The sequence below is a fragment of the Paraburkholderia sp. C35 genome, from assembly GCF_003121405.1.
Lineage (GTDB): Bacteria > Pseudomonadota > Gammaproteobacteria > Burkholderiales > Burkholderiaceae > Paraburkholderia.
Genome location: NZ_QBUY01000005.1, coordinates 24,867 through 39,381, shown reverse-complemented (window position 1 = coordinate 39,381; position 14,515 = coordinate 24,867). Strand labels below are relative to the sequence as shown.

The following is a 14,515-nucleotide window of genomic DNA, read 5'->3' as shown; positions in this document are numbered from 1 at the left end:
ATACCGCCTTCCGGAACAGATTGAAGCGGGCAGAGACGACACTCTGCCCTCACCTGCGCACGCGCTTACTTGCGTGCGTGCTCCATTGCGTCCTGCGCATATTGCGCGGCGTCGTTCAGTGCGCCGGGCACATCCTTTTGCGTGCCCGTGAAGACTTCTTCGAGCGCGACGCCGAGGTTGTCGCCGATATCGGGCCATTGCGCGCTCGGCCAGAACGTGACCTTCGAAACCGGCGTCGTGTCCTTCAGACCGGCCAGGATCTGCGGCTTCACGTGCTTCTGGAAGTAGTCGCTCTGCACGGTACTTGTGCGGTTGTAGTCGCTGAATACGTTCTCGCGCAGACGTGCCTGCTCCTGTTCCTTGCTGGTCGCAAACGCAATGAAGTTACCCGCCGCCTGGCGCGTGCATTCATCCTTGGCACCGACCGACGAAATCGCGAGGCCGTGACCGTAGGCTGCCGAAGGCAGCGGTGACGGCGGTTTCGTATAGCCGACCTTGTCCGCGACGCTGGATTTCGTGGGGTCTTCCATCCAGTCCGCGAACGGCGTCGATTCAATCATGAACGCGACCTTGCCGGAGCGGAATGCTTCGAGTGCATTACTCCAGTCGTAAGTCGCGGCGCCCGGCGGCGCGTATTTGAAGAGGTCCGCGTAGAGTTGCGTTGCCTTCACTGCCGCGGGCGAATTGAATGCCGCCTGCTGGTTCTTGTCGGTCCACGTGCCGCCCTCTGCGAGCATGAACGGCGCCCAACGCCACACGTTCATGCCCGAGCCGCGCTGTCCGCGCGCGACCCAGCCGTACATGTTGGGTGGCGAGTTCAGCTTCTTGATGTCGGCGACGAGTTCATCGAGCGTGCGCGGCACCGGCATGTGCGCTTTTTCGAGTACATCGCGGCGATAGAACAGGAAGTCCGATCCGCCGATCAGCGGCGCAAAGTACGCGACACCCTTATAGCTTGCAACGTCGCGGCGGCCCGGGAGGAAGTCGTTGTAGTCGGCGTCTTTCGGGTAGTACTTGAGCAGCGGAACGATCCAGCCAGCCGACGCGAACTCGGCAACGTTCGCTTCATCGACGTAATACACCTGATACGAGCCAGCACCCGTCGATGCATCGAGACGCGACTTGGCACGTCGGTCGTTTTCGCCGAAATAGCTGATTTCAACCTTGGTGCCCGTGCGCTTCTGATAATCCGCGAGGGACTTTTCCATGACGGTCAGGCCCAGACTTTTCTGCGCCAGTACCTTGAGAACGGGGACGTTGCACGATTGCGCAAACGCCGAGAGAGGCAAAGCCGCGCCGATGAGGGCACACGCTGCTGAATAGCGGATGTTCACTGCTGTCTCCTGAAGGATTTTTGTGTCGATCGCGTTGTTATCCTCGGGCCGGCTTCAACACACCCGTGAATACGGTGGCTAAGTTAACACCCGCGAAACACGCGATCCACGCCAAAACGGATCAGCAGTTCAATACTTTTTGCTCAGATTTTGTGTGCGGCGCAAAATTTGGTGTAGGTTCGACGGGATAGTATCAATCGTTGATGCGATCCCGTGTTTCCGGCGCCCGTGAGCTTTCAGGCCCGGCAGACGCAACACCATAACGACGACGATCTTTTGCGTCGACGATGGACTAACGCAATCTGCTCGACCAAAGCCGGCTAACCTGATTGCCAGTTCCATCGACAAGCCGATGTTGCGAAATCACTCACGTCTGAATCTGAGAATGCCCCTTCCCACCGGATTTCCTGGCACTAGCGGATTCGGCATCCATGCCGTACTGACCTCGAGCACATCTCCATCAAGCTTGTAGAAGCGTTCCTGCTCACTGCCATTCCACGCTTCATTCCAGCAAGAATCAATCTTTGTAATGAACCTATCCTTCTCTATCCGACATTGTCCTGTATAGGCCATCAGAGTGCGGAAGAGTGCTGCCGCCTTCTCATCTGTGATCCCTGGTTCCCGTGCTTGTGCTGTAACGAGTACCATCATTCGCCCATCGGGGGAGAAGATAAGATACCCGTTCGGATTGGCGCCCCAAGGTTGAGTACGTGCGTTTGAATCTTTCAGTTCAGTATTAAAAGAAATCAGCTGCCAGGAGCCGTGGAGTCCCGTTTCACGCTCAGTCATATCTCCTCCCATAGCATCGCCAAAACCCAGTTAGATCCTTATCGCTCTTACCGCCCGTTCCAGATTTGCCCGCACGATCACGCGATGAAATGGCGCAATTGCAGCAAGGTAAATTCGTCCCAGCCTGTTGTGGCAATGCACCACCGTACCCGCGAGCAGTTCGCGCCCATTTTCCGCACTCGCGCGAAGCTGGATGATAGCGCGGAAGTCGAGATGCCGGTCATCGGCGCCCACTACCAACTCTGTCGCGCTCTTCGACAGCAGCGGTAAAAAGCCGATAACCGGCCCATGCGCCGCTGCAGACAAACCGACCGCACGAGACGATTTGACGCCGACTGTCACCATCACCACGTCGCGGATACACGTGAGTGCACGAATCCACCACGCCTGCCGCTCGAACGCGGCGCGCGCCAACGCTTCAAGATCATCTCCGGCTCCCGCCGGCAGTCGAATTGCAAAAGCATCCAGAAGGTCTGCGCCAGCGTAAAGCGGCGCGAGCACGCTGTTGCTCGGCATGGGCACGGCGAACGCTTTGGTCAAGGTCATGTCCCGTGTTGGTCCTGGTGTCCAGCAGTATAGGCGCGTCGAAGCGACCGGCTACGGCACATTGGAAACAAACTTGATAGCGTGATTCCCTATATTGCGACAATTGATGTAATTTTGTAGCATGTTTGTGTTCCGAGGGATCGCGCCGACTAACAGCGAGTCAAACATGAAAACCGGGCGGCGTGAAGCGAACGCAGCGCGAGAGTCGTACAAACGACCCCGCTGCCCGGGCCTGCGCAGCGCCGCAGGCCTTCTTTTATTCTGGTGAAGCATCGGTCGGCCAGCCGGCGTCGTCGCATTCCAAAACATCGATGTCGATGAAGAGCGCACGTCACGAAAGAAACAGGGGGCCGTGATGATCTTGATGATGCTTTCCCGAGCGAAGTACCTGATATTCAACACAACGCTCATTGCTTGTCTGTTGACGGCATTCAGCGTTGGTCCTGCACGAGCCGATAGCACGATTGCACTCGACTCGCGCGACTTGCCCGTCGTCTGGATTGCTTCAGCGCAGGGGCGCCCGACACTCATTCTCCTGCCGACCATCCATTGGCTGCCGTTTAACGACCCACGCATCGATGCCCGACTCTCGCGCCTCGTCGATATGGTCGACGCTGTCGTGCTCGAACTATCGACCGCAGATTTGACCGCGCAACGGTCGGTGCTCATTCGTCACGCGCTCTACCCCGCCGGCGACAACCTGACCAACCATATCAATCTGATCACACCCGCTGAACTGGCGGGATGCGCGTTGCGCGAGCAACGTCCGCTCGCGCAGTTCTTCGAATTCAAACCATGGCTTGCGGCTACCAGCATAGAAAAACATCGCGTGGAGTTGCGCCGCACGGCAGCAGGTATCGTTACGGCAGAAAGGCCGGTATTTGCCGGGATCGACGACCGGCTCAATGCACTCGCTGGTCGAACCCAGAAGCCCCTCATCGGACTCGAGACGCCCGAAGAAGCGTTTGCTTTGCTCGACAGCCTCCCCAAGTCAGGACAGGATGCGTGGCTCCGTGACGCGTGCGACGGAGAAAACGGGCAGACACCTTCCGAAATATCCGTCGTCGATGTCGAACGGGCATGGCTGTCGGATAACTTCGTATCAGTCGAACGACTGATCGGGAATATGCCGGGAGAACGGCCGGAGCTAAGGTCCCTGAACGACTATCTGATTCATGCCGGCAATGAGCTTTTCATCCGGACCATAGAGAAGGATGGATATTTTCACGCGCGAGGCCCAATTCTCGTGGCTGTTGGTGCAGCGCATTTCTTTGGGAAGAACTCGTTCCTCGATCTGCTTGCTGCGGATGGTTATCAGATTCAGGTTCCCACGCGATCTGCGAACCAGCGGCTACCGTGATATATGAACCGTGGTCTTTAGTTCGTGTGTGAGCGGCAACGATTTGCCGTACTCATTCGCTGCGTCAACCCTTTCCGCCTTCTGGCCTCAGTAGCCGCCGGGGCGCGACTCTGCAGAGCGGGCACCGCAGCGCGACCCATCCGCGGCAGTTTGCCAGTCATACTGGCAGTTCCCCGGATAATTGCTGCCACCGCCGCCACTCCCCGCCTTCGCTGCCACCACAGCTGCCGTAACGACCAGCGCCACCGCGCCCACAGCCTGAGCTACGTGCACTCGTTTCATACATTTCTCTTTGTCTTCACTGCTGTCACACCAGCTTGCGCAACCTGTCAGCGTGAAGACAAGCCCCCAGACGATTAGATTTTTTCTCATAGCGACGTTTACGGTCGCTTCCAATTCCTTCTTTAGCCTTTCATTCGCGTTTCGCTTTAAACGAACGGCACGGGCACTAGAATATCTGAGTGACCGCGTTCACAAATGGCGCCGATCTGTTGTCCACCTCGGTGCACGCAGTGGCGCAGCGTGCTACGTCGCTCATTGGCTGTCGCTGACTTCTTGCAAGCAGGCATCAAGCCTCACAGGAGGGTTCTCCATGCCACAGTTCTATATGTTCAAGTGCAGCACTTGCAGCACGCCGATCAAGGGCCCGAAGGTTCAACCCGACAAACCAAAAACTTTCAAGCCGGGCACCCTATTCGTCGGTACCAACCGGCCACCAGGCGTGGCATGCGGTAACGCGCTGCACACGGGGATCACGTACACCGGGAAAGAAGACCTGCGGGCGACGCTCTACGAGTTGTGCCAGGACCCCATCATCACGAGCCCAACGGGCGGCAGCAATGTGGCGGGCTACATTGATGGCACCGAGTTCAAATTCTATAGGTCCAGCAACCTGGCGCGTCCCGCAGTGGTCAACGCAATACTGGGCAAGGATAAGTCCAACAATGCAACGGTCTACACCAATCGCGCGGATGCCCTTTGGATCAAGCACTATCCAAGGATAAAGGTGAAGTTGATGGACCAACTGAAGCCCAACGAGGGTGACGGAGCAGTTGGCGTGACATTGACCGTTCAAACCGTCAGAAAGTGGCCCCGCCAGATTGCTGCACTCGCGCTGAAAGCCCCCCTTCCCGACGGAGGCCTCTACGCAGCGGCGGCAGGCCTCACCAAAGACCTCGACCTCCCGCCCGGCAGCCGCAAGAAGGGCCTGGCCCGTGCACTTCGATACTACATGCTGGCCACCTATTCGCTGGTGGACATCAGCTCGGCCGAGAGCTACGAAGGGTTGAAGAACTACGTGGGCGCCTTGCTCGTCAGCGACCAGGGGCAGATCCTCGCCGCGGGCATCAACACCGGATCGTTTCGCCACGCCGAGGTCAGCATGCTGCTGTCCTACTTCCGCAACAACCCCACGGCGACCAAGGTGCCCGAGAATAGTGTCATCTTTTCGACGCTCACACCGTGCAAGGGGTGCACCGGCTTTCTCTCGGTAACGAAATCCAGCAACTGCGTGATTTATTTCGGTCAGGAAGACACTGGCAAAGACGGCAGGGTCGGCAAGAAGATCTCAACTCAACTGAGTGAAAAAACCAAGGCCCCTGTCGGGCATAGCAAGGAAAAGCTCCCCGGCGAAATCGTTACCGACGATGCCGAGGACGCCGAGGGCACAGGCGTCGTTGCGTTAGGCACCGCGAGCGAAATCCACAAAATTCAAGTGGACAAAGGCCTGACCAGTTGCATGGGCGACGGGTCGATCGCGACCCAGATCGGCAAAGCGAAGCATGCGAAAGAAGTCCTGCGTTCGGGGAGCGAAGCCCTTATTCACAAGATGCTCAGGACTCGCGCAGCCACAGACGCCGAGAGTGAGGTCAAGCGTGCTGTCCTCACGTACATTGGACAATGGCTGGGTACGTCGAAGTCCGTTGAGTGATTCGGCTTGCACCGAAGAAGCCCTGCTGATGGCGCTGCAGTTGCATCAGCAGGGCGATTGGGACGCCGCCTGAAAATTTCGCCGACGCAATTTAGATACTGGGCTTAGATGATTCACGAGGCCTTCCGGTGTTCATCACCTTCGATCCGCGACGAGGCAAGTCGGCCTCTACCGGTCGCTATGCAGAGAGCGTAATTTCGAAATGGTGGATGATGTCCAAGATGAATGATCCATGCCTCATGGTCGTCTTCGCAAATGGTTTAGTGGGTGCGCTGCCAGCAGTATGTTCTGTTTCGGAACCTGCAATAGTATGGTGCCGTACGATTAATAGATGAAACCTTAAAACGTTGCTTCGTATTGGGGAGTGCTTGCAGCGAAGCGGATTCTTGCGTGATTAGGGCTTTCTTGTCGACGTGTGTAACGCTCCTTACGCAGACAGCTTCGCGATGATCTCCGCTGTCGACACGATGGCGCTCGCGTAAGCCGGCATGTTGTATTGCAGTGACGCATCCATTTCCGCCTGGCCAAAGCTGCCGATCGCGTCCTTCACCAGCGTGACTTCGTAGCCAAGCTCAGCGGCGTATCGCACCGTCGACTCGATGCAGGTGTTTGCACGCATGCCGATCACGACGACCTTGCGGACACCATGCTTCTTGAGCTGAAAGTCGAGGTCCGTGTTTTCGAAGCCGCTGGAAAGCCAGTGTTCTTGCGCTACCACGTCACCGGGGCGCGGCTCGAAATCTGGATGGAAAGTTCCACCCCATGTGCCGTCGGCAAAGACGCGCGCCTTGTTGGAAGCGGCACCAATTGGCGGTATGGTTTTCCAATGGCTGTGCGAGTCACCCTCGCGCCAGCGATGGTGGGGAGCGAAAAACACCTGCACGCCGCGCGAGCGGGCCGCTTCAAGGACCTCCCGCATGTGCTGCACGACATTCTGTGCTTCCAAAGTCGAACGACTGATTTCGAAGAGCTTCCCGCCTTCCGACAGAAAGTCATTGTAGGGGTCGACGATAAGCAACCCCGTCAATTCTGGCTCATAGGTCAGCCCAGTGCTCGTTTGCTCCGACATTTCAATCCTCTCTCAGGCTCTAATGATCTGTTACTACAGTATTTGAAGTCACTAGCTTTGTAAAGGATATAAATCAGCGCCGGACTCGCCAAATGTCTTGGAATGCTTCATGCACAGGTTCACAATGCGGGGTTTGTGAATCCGAGGAACCCTGGTGAAACAAGAAAATACCGACGACACGTTGTGTCCTATCGCCCGGGCGGCAGCAGTCATTGCGGACCGCTGGACAATCCTCATCCTGCGTGAACTGAGAATGGGAAATGATCGTTTCGACGGCATCCTCGCCCAGACCGGGATGTCCCCCAACCTGCTCACCCAGCGCCTCAAAACGATGGAGGACAATGGGCTCATCGTGCGGCAGCCATATCAGGAGCGACCGAAGCGATACGCGTATTGCGTAACCGACAAGACACGCGAGCTTGACGGAATGATGTTGACGTTGCGTTTATGGGGGATGCGCCATTGTGGGCTGGATCCCAAAGCCGAAAGCGCGGTAACGATGAAACATCGCCGAACCGGCAAGATTATTGATGCTCGCTGGCAACCGGAAGCAGAAGACCTGCCTTTCAACTTTAGCCAGATCGACACCCGAGTGAATCCTGCATGGGCGGCTGAACGGGCCGGCCGTGCAGAAGCGTTCGCGGAAGAACGGCGAATTCGGGTTTCCAGGCGTGCCCCTGCAAAAAAGCAATCGGCGACTGTGGCAAAACGTGCGAATGAAAAGAAAGTACCGCGTAAGCGCAAGTCCGCTGTCGCGACGGACTGACTTAAGACGTGATGGAAGCGTCTAGTGGAGTCTTTGAAGCGCCGTGCCAGCGATATCCGACGGTGTCCATGAATAATCACGCGCTCTCGTGCACGTGATCACATAGGTTCGGGTGCAGACGTTATTCGGCATTCTTGTGTACGTCTGCCTGTGTCGGCATACGAAGCTGCTTGTTGCAATGTCGAATGACCTCACACGCCTTTGCAACTCGAAGGCTTCGCCCGCTGCGGGCGACGGAACATCGATATCTTCAATCTGAAGAACCTCAGGCCTGCCGACACAGAGCGGCTCAAGGTAAATGCGGACCTGCTTCTATGCGTGCCCTGTTTCGTGCCAGTCATCAATCGCGGCGCGGGACTTGTGCTCGAGCGCGCTGATTGCCATCAAAGGATCAATCTTGGCCCGGGGAAGAGTCAGATCGATGCCCTCAGGTGCGCCTTTCTTCGAATCACCATCAGTACGCTCGATAAGAGCGTGACATACCCACTGAACGCCAAGCTCGTCTGTCACAGCATCGGCAGTCACCCGAAATCCACGATGTTCAAAAACCACAAACGCTCCTGAAAAGTTCCAAAATATTGGTTATCGACGGTCTATCCGGCAAGGTCCATCAGAAAACCGACATGCAAGCTCAACACCATGCGGTGAAGCTCATCAGCCGATGCAATCGCCCGTCGCGACGCGCTATTGTCGAGGATGCCGCACGCGCCGTCACTCGCAATTCAGGCAAATAGTGTTCTCACGAATGGGAATAATCAGATTTCTTACAATGGCATAAACACGCTCAGTAACCGCTTTTTAATGGCGCGTTGTTGGCCGTCTTGTTGTGAGTCGAGTCTCGCGGGACGCTCCGTTACGGACTAAGCAGGTAGAGTCCAGCCTACTGAGAACCTTATCGTGCTTAACGTAGAGATACACGGAATCACGCGAAGTTCGAACTATTACTCTCTGCAGATCGCCGGACACTCTCCCTGCGTGCCAACTGACACATCCGTGCAAGCGCGGCGACGAGCAGGAGTACGGCAATCCACATTGCTTTATCCTTTGCTACCGCTGTTGTATATCCACCTAGTACTGCTCCCGTCAGGAAGCAGAATCCAGCGGCTCCAAGCAGTGAGGCATCGTGAAGTGCTCCTTTGTCATATCGAGGGATGAGTCCTTCAAGCAGCATCTTGGTCGCGCGTCGCAAATTGCCCGTTGTCATCACTGAGGTATACGCCAGATTTCCAACGTGCGTGAACGATAGCGTTTGCAAGGTCGCAACGAATGTGATTCCGGGGATCAGCCAGATATCGGAGACAGGAACCAGATTACTGGCGGCCAATGCCAGAAAACCGATCTCGAGCAAAAGACACACAAGCGCGGGGCGCCTTATATATTGATTGACGCGCGTCAGGCTCAACAGGTGCGCCACACACACCGCCAATACGAAGGCAACGAGCGGCGGAACATGTCGAGCCGCTTGCGTCCAATCTCCACTGGCCATGTGTATTCCCAGAAGAGCGATGTTTCCCGACATCGCGTTTGCGAATACACCGCCGTGGCCGACATAGGTGAATGCATCCAGAAAGCCACCAGACAGCGTCAAAAGTACAGCTACGCCTCGGCTCCTCCCAGCCAGTTCAAGCGGTGTCATGTCCCTTCCTGATGTATCGTGATTTCAGGTCAACACGCGTGACATCTCTGCATCACGCGCGGATCTTCTGAGCATAATCTGTCGTGATTCAGGCGCAGGCTTGTTTGAATCCTTTCCCTCTCGTTACGAGGGAAAGGAAAAGCCTCTGCCTATTTAACGTTCTTTCCAAGCCACGAGGTGATCAAACCGGCGATCTGCAGATTGTTCTTCTCGAGCATCATCATGTGCGCGTTGCCGTGAATACCGACGTCAGGCAGACGAACAAAGTCCGTATCCACGCCAGCCTGTTTCAGATACTGCGCAGTGCAGTGATCGTATGCGGAGTGATATGAGGCTTCCGACGTCACCATCATCACCGGGATACCGCGCAAGTTCACCAGCGTATGCGCCGGCTCCGTCTGACGCCAGCATCGCACCAGGTCCGGCTTGTCCGGCGTGGCTTGCTGCTCCTTTTGCAACTGCGAAGGATCGGTGATCGGCGGATCATAGGTCATGGGAATATCGGTCACGCCCCAAGCTCGCGCCTTGTCTGTGCCGAAAGGGATTTCGTTCTGGAACGGCGGCCCGGAAGGCTCGACAGCGATAATCGCCTTCACGAGCTTGGGCCGTGCATCGGCGATCAGCCAGCCGAACGGACCTGATTGCGAGTGCGTGAGCACAATAGCCGGTCCAATCTTGTCCAGCAGTGCCGCCGCGGCGTGTTGAATCAGCGTCTCCGTTTCCGCATTGCTGGCGAGGAACTGCACTTGCGTTGAATAGAACTGGTCGAAGATCGGGTCGCCGATTTTTCCGTGATTGGGTCCGCTACTGCCCGGCCACTGTGTATGGTATTTCGCCTGCGGCCAGAGATTGAATTGCTCCGGTATTGAGAACAGGCTCTCTTCGGTCTTTGCGTCGAAAGTACTCAACTTGCCGTCGATGCCTTCTTGCCAGGCTGATCGTCCACGCGCTGGCTGGTCCACCATGTAGACCTCGTAGCCCTGAGAAACGAAGAATTTTGCCCAGCCTTCGCGCCCATCGGGTGTGCCCATCCAGTTCGTCGCCGTTTGCCCGGCGCCATGAATCAGCACGATTGGATACGGATGGAGACGCCGTGCCGGCGTGAGCTTCTCCACATACATCTGGCCGTGCATAACGGGCTTAGCCGGATCGCCGACGTAGCTACCACCAACGAAGAAAAAACTGTCTTGTGCGACCGGGTTGGATGTCGGAACGCTCTTTCGACTCGCCGGATATGCTTGTGCTGAAGAGCATGCAACGGAAGCCAAAAGGCACGAGAGAAAGATAGCGCACAGTTTTGACCGCGCTGATTTTCCACCCAGATTGATTCGTTCATTCAATTTCATGCTCTAAAACTCCTACGTACATTTATGCAAGGTCTGTTCACGAGTACATTCGCGGACAAACAAAGTTGTTCGTGAGACGACCAGGCAAAAACCTGACGCACGACGATGAAATCACTCGTTCTATATCGGCTTAAACCTGTCAGAAGGTCATACTTCCCCTTCCTGAAAGCTTTCCGATGATGTGGAGATTATTGGCCTCGAATTAGTCGAAAATTAAGCCAAATGGAATCGACTGGGCAATTTGCGAAAGAGGGGTGCTCGCTGGCGCGAGTGAGTATTGCCCGACAAACGGGAAGCGCACGAACCAAAGTACCAACGCTCACATCGCTGACATGCTGCGTGATTTGGAACGTGCGCCCTTGCATCGTCGGGAAAGGTGACGAGTCGAAGCAGATCAGGAATGACTGCTTGTGCGACCAGATTGAATTAGCCGCTGTTAGCAGCCTAACTGCGCAGCGAGATCAAGAAAATCTCGCGCATTGATGTCGAACCGGTCTTCGAACCGGGTATCGACGTCGCCATTCGGTCCAAATTCGAGCGGCCGGGCGACGAAAGCGGTCTTCAACCCTAGATCGCTTGCGGCGTTCAAATCGTATTTGTGACATGCAACCATCATGGCTTCGCCAGCCGACAGACCCAGATAGCGCAGAGCCAATTTATAGGTCCGCGGATCGGGCTTGAACGTCCCGACCATTTCTGCAGCGAAGATGGCATCCCACGGCAACGCGCCACGCTTCGAGATATTGATCACAGCACTGACGTCCGCGTTCGACAACGTCACCACTTTGAACTTGCGTTTCAACCGGTGCAGCCCCTCGACTGCATCGGGCCAAGGCGCGATTGTCTGCCACGCGAAATTGATGCGCTCGCGTTCATCGAACGTCAGAAATCTCACATCGTATTTTTCGATTACTTCATCGAGTGCCAGACGATAGATCCGATCGACTGGCCTCCACGATTGAGATCCTGCAAGCACTTCATCGAGCGACACACGATACTGTCGCCGCCAGTCATCGACGAAGCGTCCCCAGTCGACAGTCGGTGCGCGATCGGCCGCAATAGCGCGCGCCGCAGCAGCGACGGTCGAACGAAAATCCGTCGTACTTCCTTGTACGTCAAAAATCAGTGCTTTAAGAGAATTCATGTTGAGCTCGTGTGGTGCAACGCAGGCTGACGTGCCCAGTCGACGGTCTGGCGACAGGGCCGACTATCCAAAAGATCGAAGATGCGCAGCTTGCGAATTCGTGATGATTCGGGCAGATCATCACGTTTCGCACATGCGCGAGTCTCCGGCTTTCTTGATCGTAGCGGGCGCCACTTAGCTCAAAATTACCTGGCAGGATGCATCGACAAGGGTGCGGCAATGCAGTGAGCGGCGGGGTGGCAAGCGCGAATACTTGCCACAATCGCTCGCACATCCCGACTTTCAGGACCTTCCATTCCGCTCGCTTACCTCGCCCCAATCGTTGTTACCGGGACCCATTTTCCGTTCTTGACCTGGTACAGCGTTGAGGTCGGATCAGTCAAATCTCCGAACTTATCGAACGAAATGTGGCCAGTGATTCCGTCATACTGGGTTGAGCGAAGCACCGACACAAAGACAGCCGGGTTTGTCGAGCCTGCTTTTTTCATCGCATCGATGGCGATCCATGCACAGTCATAGGAGAACGGCGAAAAAGTAAGGGGATCCATACCAAACCGCTTTTTGTATTTCTCACCGAAAGTTCTCCCCGCTGGCATCGAATCAATCGGACGTCCGTACTCCCAAGCCATCGAACCATCTGCAGCATTGCCGGCCGACTGTACAAACACGGTATCGGCGATGCCTCCGCTGCCGACAAACTGCGTGTGCATCCCAAGCTGCTTCATTCGCTTTACGATCAGGCCCGCTTGCGCATTGCTCCCCGAGAAAAACAGGAGATCTGCGTTTGCAGCCTTTATATTCGTCAACAAGGCGTTGAATTCAACTGCCTTGTCATTTGTATACTCAGACGTGACGATCGATCCACCTGCGGCCTGAACGGCCTTCTTGAATTCTTCGACAGCGCCCTGACCGAAGGCGGTGCGATCATCCATCGTTGCGATTCGCTTCGCTTTCGTTACGGTTACCGCGTAGTTGCCGGCATTGCCCGAGTTTTGAACGTCGGTAGCGATGATCCGGAAAACATTGGTCAATCCAAGGCGCGTGATCTGGGGATTCGTCGCTGCTGGATCAAGCAGTGGAATGCCAGCCTTGGCAAAGATAGGGGCTGACGGCAGAGCGACCCCTGAGTTGTAGTACCCGATCGTCGCTACCCCCCCATCGTCTACCAGTTTTTGCGCCACCTGAACCCCGACTCGTGGATCGCCCTGGTCGTCAACGGAATCGAGTTCGAACTTGACCTGCTGGCCACCAATAGTGAGGTGCTGCGCGTTTGCCTCTTCGATCGCAAGGCGCGCGCCGTTCTCCATGTCCTTACCGCTCGCCGCGCCTATACCGGTCAGCGGCGCAGAGATACCAATCTTGACGACTTGCTGCGAGAGCGCCTCGCCTGTCATTCCGGAAAGAATGGTAGTAACAATGAGGGGTAAAAGAACTTTTCGCATGGTAGGCACCGATTCAATAAATGTTCAACTTGCCAAACTTCGGACTAGTAGAGCAGCTCACCTATTCGCGCTTAACGCACATCTAACTACGTATAACTAAACAATCTTTCTACAGCCCAATAAAAATCGGATTTTCACTTGATCTTTTTTAACCCCAACCGATGACCGACGATGGCTTCTGCCTGCCCCAGCCAGTGCTTCTTGCAATCGGCGTTGCTATCAATGTGATTCCAATTGATTGACAACATACTGGCTGACGATCAGATCCAGATGCGCACCGCCTGCATTCTTGTAAACCGTCCGGTCCTCGGCCGAACGGTGGAACGCAGGCATCCGGCACAGATCGAACAGATCGCCCTCGATATGATCATCCCGGATCACACCCTCCTGCATCGGGATGCGTATGTCGCCAGATCGCAGCGCATTCGGTATGTCGTCGACGAAGATTCTTGCGTCGCGGAACACATCGCAATCGGCCTCCTGCATGTCCGGCCGATATCCGCCGACCAGATCGACATGCGTACCGGGACGAACACACTCGCCCCGGATCATCGGCGTCAACGCGCTGGTGGCGGACGTGATGATGTCTGCACGGGCAACCGCCGCGTCGAGATCGTCGACAATGCGAACTCGGATGCCCCTTGCTTCCAGCGCCTGGCCCGCGGCCGCCAGCTTCGACGGCGTGCGGTTCCACAACAGCACTTCCCGAATGGCCGGACGGATATGCAGGTAAGCATCCGTCAGTGACTGCGCAACCGGCCCTGCGCCGAGGACCAGTAGAACTTTGCTTTGCTCGTTGCTCAGCATTCGTGCCGCCAGCGCGGAATCGGCGGCGGTCTTCCAGCGCGTGATCTCGGGGCCGTCCAGTATCGCGACCGGTCCTTTGGTTTGCTCGTCCATCACGAGGAACGCAGCCTGCTCCGAAGGCAACGGAGGATCAGCCGCGCCGTTGGCCGGATAGATCGACGCGATCTTGATTCCGGCGCCCTTGCCGGGCAGGATCACGCCGCGACTGAAGAGACCGAAGTTCGAATCGCCGATAAAGAAACCATCGCCGCCTGGCCGTGGTCCGCTATGTCCACGATACAACGCGTCGAGAACACCGCGCCAGTCGAGCACCGAACGGATCTGCTGCGCCGAAATGATCTGCATG

14 protein-coding genes are annotated in these 14,515 nt (G+C 56.3%); 3 read left to right on the top strand and 11 right to left on the bottom strand.

The window, feature by feature from the left end; all coding sequences use genetic code 11:
• Window positions 1-65 precede the first annotated feature (65 nt).
• The 3 genes from DK391_RS04715 to DK391_RS04705 all read right to left on the bottom strand — a co-directional run bounded on the left by DK391_RS04715 (window position 66) and on the right by DK391_RS04705 (window position 2,669).
• Complete coding sequence (locus tag DK391_RS04715) at window positions 66-1,334, bottom strand: sugar ABC transporter substrate-binding protein (protein WP_109476835.1); 1,269 nt, start codon at window positions 1,332-1,334, stop codon at window positions 66-68.
• 363 nt (window positions 1,335-1,697) lie between these two features.
• Window positions 1,698-2,123 carry a lipocalin-like domain-containing protein gene (locus DK391_RS04710; protein ID WP_109476976.1) on the bottom strand — a complete coding sequence of 142 codons (426 nt, stop codon included), beginning with the start codon at window positions 2,121-2,123 and terminating at the stop codon, window positions 1,698-1,700.
• A gap of 30 nt (window positions 2,124-2,153) precedes the next feature.
• Window positions 2,154-2,669 (bottom strand): DUF2867 domain-containing protein, encoded by a 516-nt coding sequence (locus DK391_RS04705; RefSeq protein WP_239482699.1) that lies wholly within the window; start codon window positions 2,667-2,669, stop codon window positions 2,154-2,156.
• 355 nt (window positions 2,670-3,024) lie between these two features.
• Here DK391_RS04705 and DK391_RS04700 point away from each other — a divergent pair, with 355 nt between their 5' ends.
• Window positions 3,025-4,029, top strand: coding sequence for a TraB/GumN family protein (locus DK391_RS04700; RefSeq protein ID WP_109476834.1), 1,005 nt, complete (start codon window positions 3,025-3,027; stop codon window positions 4,027-4,029).
• An 87-nt stretch (window positions 4,030-4,116) separates the two neighbouring features.
• Here DK391_RS04700 and DK391_RS04695 read toward each other — a convergent pair whose 3' ends face one another.
• Window positions 4,117-4,311, bottom strand: coding sequence for a hypothetical protein (locus DK391_RS04695; RefSeq protein WP_204117297.1), 195 nt, complete (start codon window positions 4,309-4,311; stop codon window positions 4,117-4,119).
• 310 nt (window positions 4,312-4,621) lie between these two features.
• Here DK391_RS04695 and DK391_RS04690 point away from each other — a divergent pair, with 310 nt between their 5' ends.
• A complete protein-coding gene (locus tag DK391_RS04690) occupies window positions 4,622-5,959 on the top strand; it encodes a hypothetical protein (RefSeq protein ID WP_109476833.1) in 1,338 nt (445 codons plus the stop codon).
• A 427-nt stretch (window positions 5,960-6,386) separates the two neighbouring features.
• Here the strand turns inward: DK391_RS04690 and DK391_RS04685 are convergent, their stop codons facing one another.
• Window positions 6,387-7,028 (bottom strand): isochorismatase family cysteine hydrolase, encoded by a 642-nt coding sequence (locus DK391_RS04685; RefSeq protein WP_109476832.1) that lies wholly within the window; start codon window positions 7,026-7,028, stop codon window positions 6,387-6,389.
• Window positions 7,029-7,182: 154 nt separating this feature from the next.
• Here DK391_RS04685 and DK391_RS04680 point away from each other — a divergent pair, with 154 nt between their 5' ends.
• Window positions 7,183-7,794 carry a helix-turn-helix domain-containing protein gene (locus DK391_RS04680; RefSeq protein WP_109476831.1) on the top strand — a complete coding sequence of 204 codons (612 nt, stop codon included), beginning with the start codon at window positions 7,183-7,185 and terminating at the stop codon, window positions 7,792-7,794.
• A 312-nt stretch (window positions 7,795-8,106) separates the two neighbouring features.
• Here the strand turns inward: DK391_RS04680 and DK391_RS44115 are convergent, their stop codons facing one another.
• From DK391_RS44115 to DK391_RS04650, 6 genes are all read right to left on the bottom strand, one after another.
• Entirely contained in the window at window positions 8,107-8,346 is a 240-nt protein-coding gene (locus DK391_RS44115) for a hypothetical protein (RefSeq protein ID WP_162600672.1), read from the bottom strand.
• 370 nt (window positions 8,347-8,716) lie between these two features.
• Window positions 8,717-9,430 (bottom strand): YoaK family protein, encoded by a 714-nt coding sequence (locus tag DK391_RS04670; RefSeq protein WP_109476829.1) that lies wholly within the window; start codon window positions 9,428-9,430, stop codon window positions 8,717-8,719.
• Between the two features lie 149 nt (window positions 9,431-9,579).
• Complete coding sequence (locus tag DK391_RS04665) at window positions 9,580-10,776, bottom strand: alpha/beta hydrolase (protein ID WP_109476828.1); 1,197 nt, start codon at window positions 10,774-10,776, stop codon at window positions 9,580-9,582.
• A gap of 436 nt (window positions 10,777-11,212) precedes the next feature.
• Window positions 11,213-11,920, bottom strand: coding sequence for a haloacid dehalogenase type II (locus DK391_RS04660; RefSeq protein ID WP_109476827.1), 708 nt, complete (start codon window positions 11,918-11,920; stop codon window positions 11,213-11,215).
• 305 nt (window positions 11,921-12,225) lie between these two features.
• Window positions 12,226-13,314 (bottom strand): branched-chain amino acid ABC transporter substrate-binding protein, encoded by a 1,089-nt coding sequence (locus tag DK391_RS04655; protein ID WP_239482714.1) that lies wholly within the window; start codon window positions 13,312-13,314, stop codon window positions 12,226-12,228.
• Between the two features lie 267 nt (window positions 13,315-13,581).
• Window positions 13,582-14,514, bottom strand: a complete 933-nt coding sequence (locus DK391_RS04650) for an ornithine cyclodeaminase (protein ID WP_109476825.1) — start codon at window positions 14,512-14,514, stop codon at window positions 13,582-13,584.
• Between the last annotated feature and the right edge of the window lies 1 nt (window position 14,515).

What these genes read in the sequence shown, in the direction of transcription:
- DK391_RS04710 (WP_109476976.1), bottom strand. Translation starts at nt 2,123, where the DNA reads ATGACTGAGCGTGAAACGGGACTCCACGGCTCCTGGCAGCTGATTTCT.
- DK391_RS04705 (WP_239482699.1), bottom strand. Translation starts at nt 2,669, where the DNA reads ATGACCTTGACCAAAGCGTTCGCCGTGCCCATGCCGAGCAACAGCGTG.
- DK391_RS04700 (WP_109476834.1), top strand. Translation starts at nt 3,025, where the DNA reads ATGATCTTGATGATGCTTTCCCGAGCGAAGTACCTGATATTCAACACA.
- DK391_RS04695 (WP_204117297.1), bottom strand. Translation starts at nt 4,311, where the DNA reads ATGAAACGAGTGCACGTAGCTCAGGCTGTGGGCGCGGTGGCGCTGGTC.
- DK391_RS04690 (WP_109476833.1), top strand. Translation starts at nt 4,622, where the DNA reads ATGCCACAGTTCTATATGTTCAAGTGCAGCACTTGCAGCACGCCGATC.
- DK391_RS04685 (WP_109476832.1), bottom strand. Translation starts at nt 7,028, where the DNA reads ATGTCGGAGCAAACGAGCACTGGGCTGACCTATGAGCCAGAATTGACG.
- DK391_RS04670 (WP_109476829.1), bottom strand. Translation starts at nt 9,430, where the DNA reads ATGACACCGCTTGAACTGGCTGGGAGGAGCCGAGGCGTAGCTGTACTT.
- DK391_RS04665 (WP_109476828.1), bottom strand. Translation starts at nt 10,776, where the DNA reads ATGAAATTGAATGAACGAATCAATCTGGGTGGAAAATCAGCGCGGTCA.
- DK391_RS04660 (WP_109476827.1), bottom strand. Translation starts at nt 11,920, where the DNA reads ATGAATTCTCTTAAAGCACTGATTTTTGACGTACAAGGAAGTACGACG.
- DK391_RS04655 (WP_239482714.1), bottom strand. Translation starts at nt 13,314, where the DNA reads ATGACAGGCGAGGCGCTCTCGCAGCAAGTCGTCAAGATTGGTATCTCT.
- DK391_RS04650 (WP_109476825.1), bottom strand. Translation starts at nt 14,514, where the DNA reads ATGCAGATCATTTCGGCGCAGCAGATCCGTTCGGTGCTCGACTGGCGC.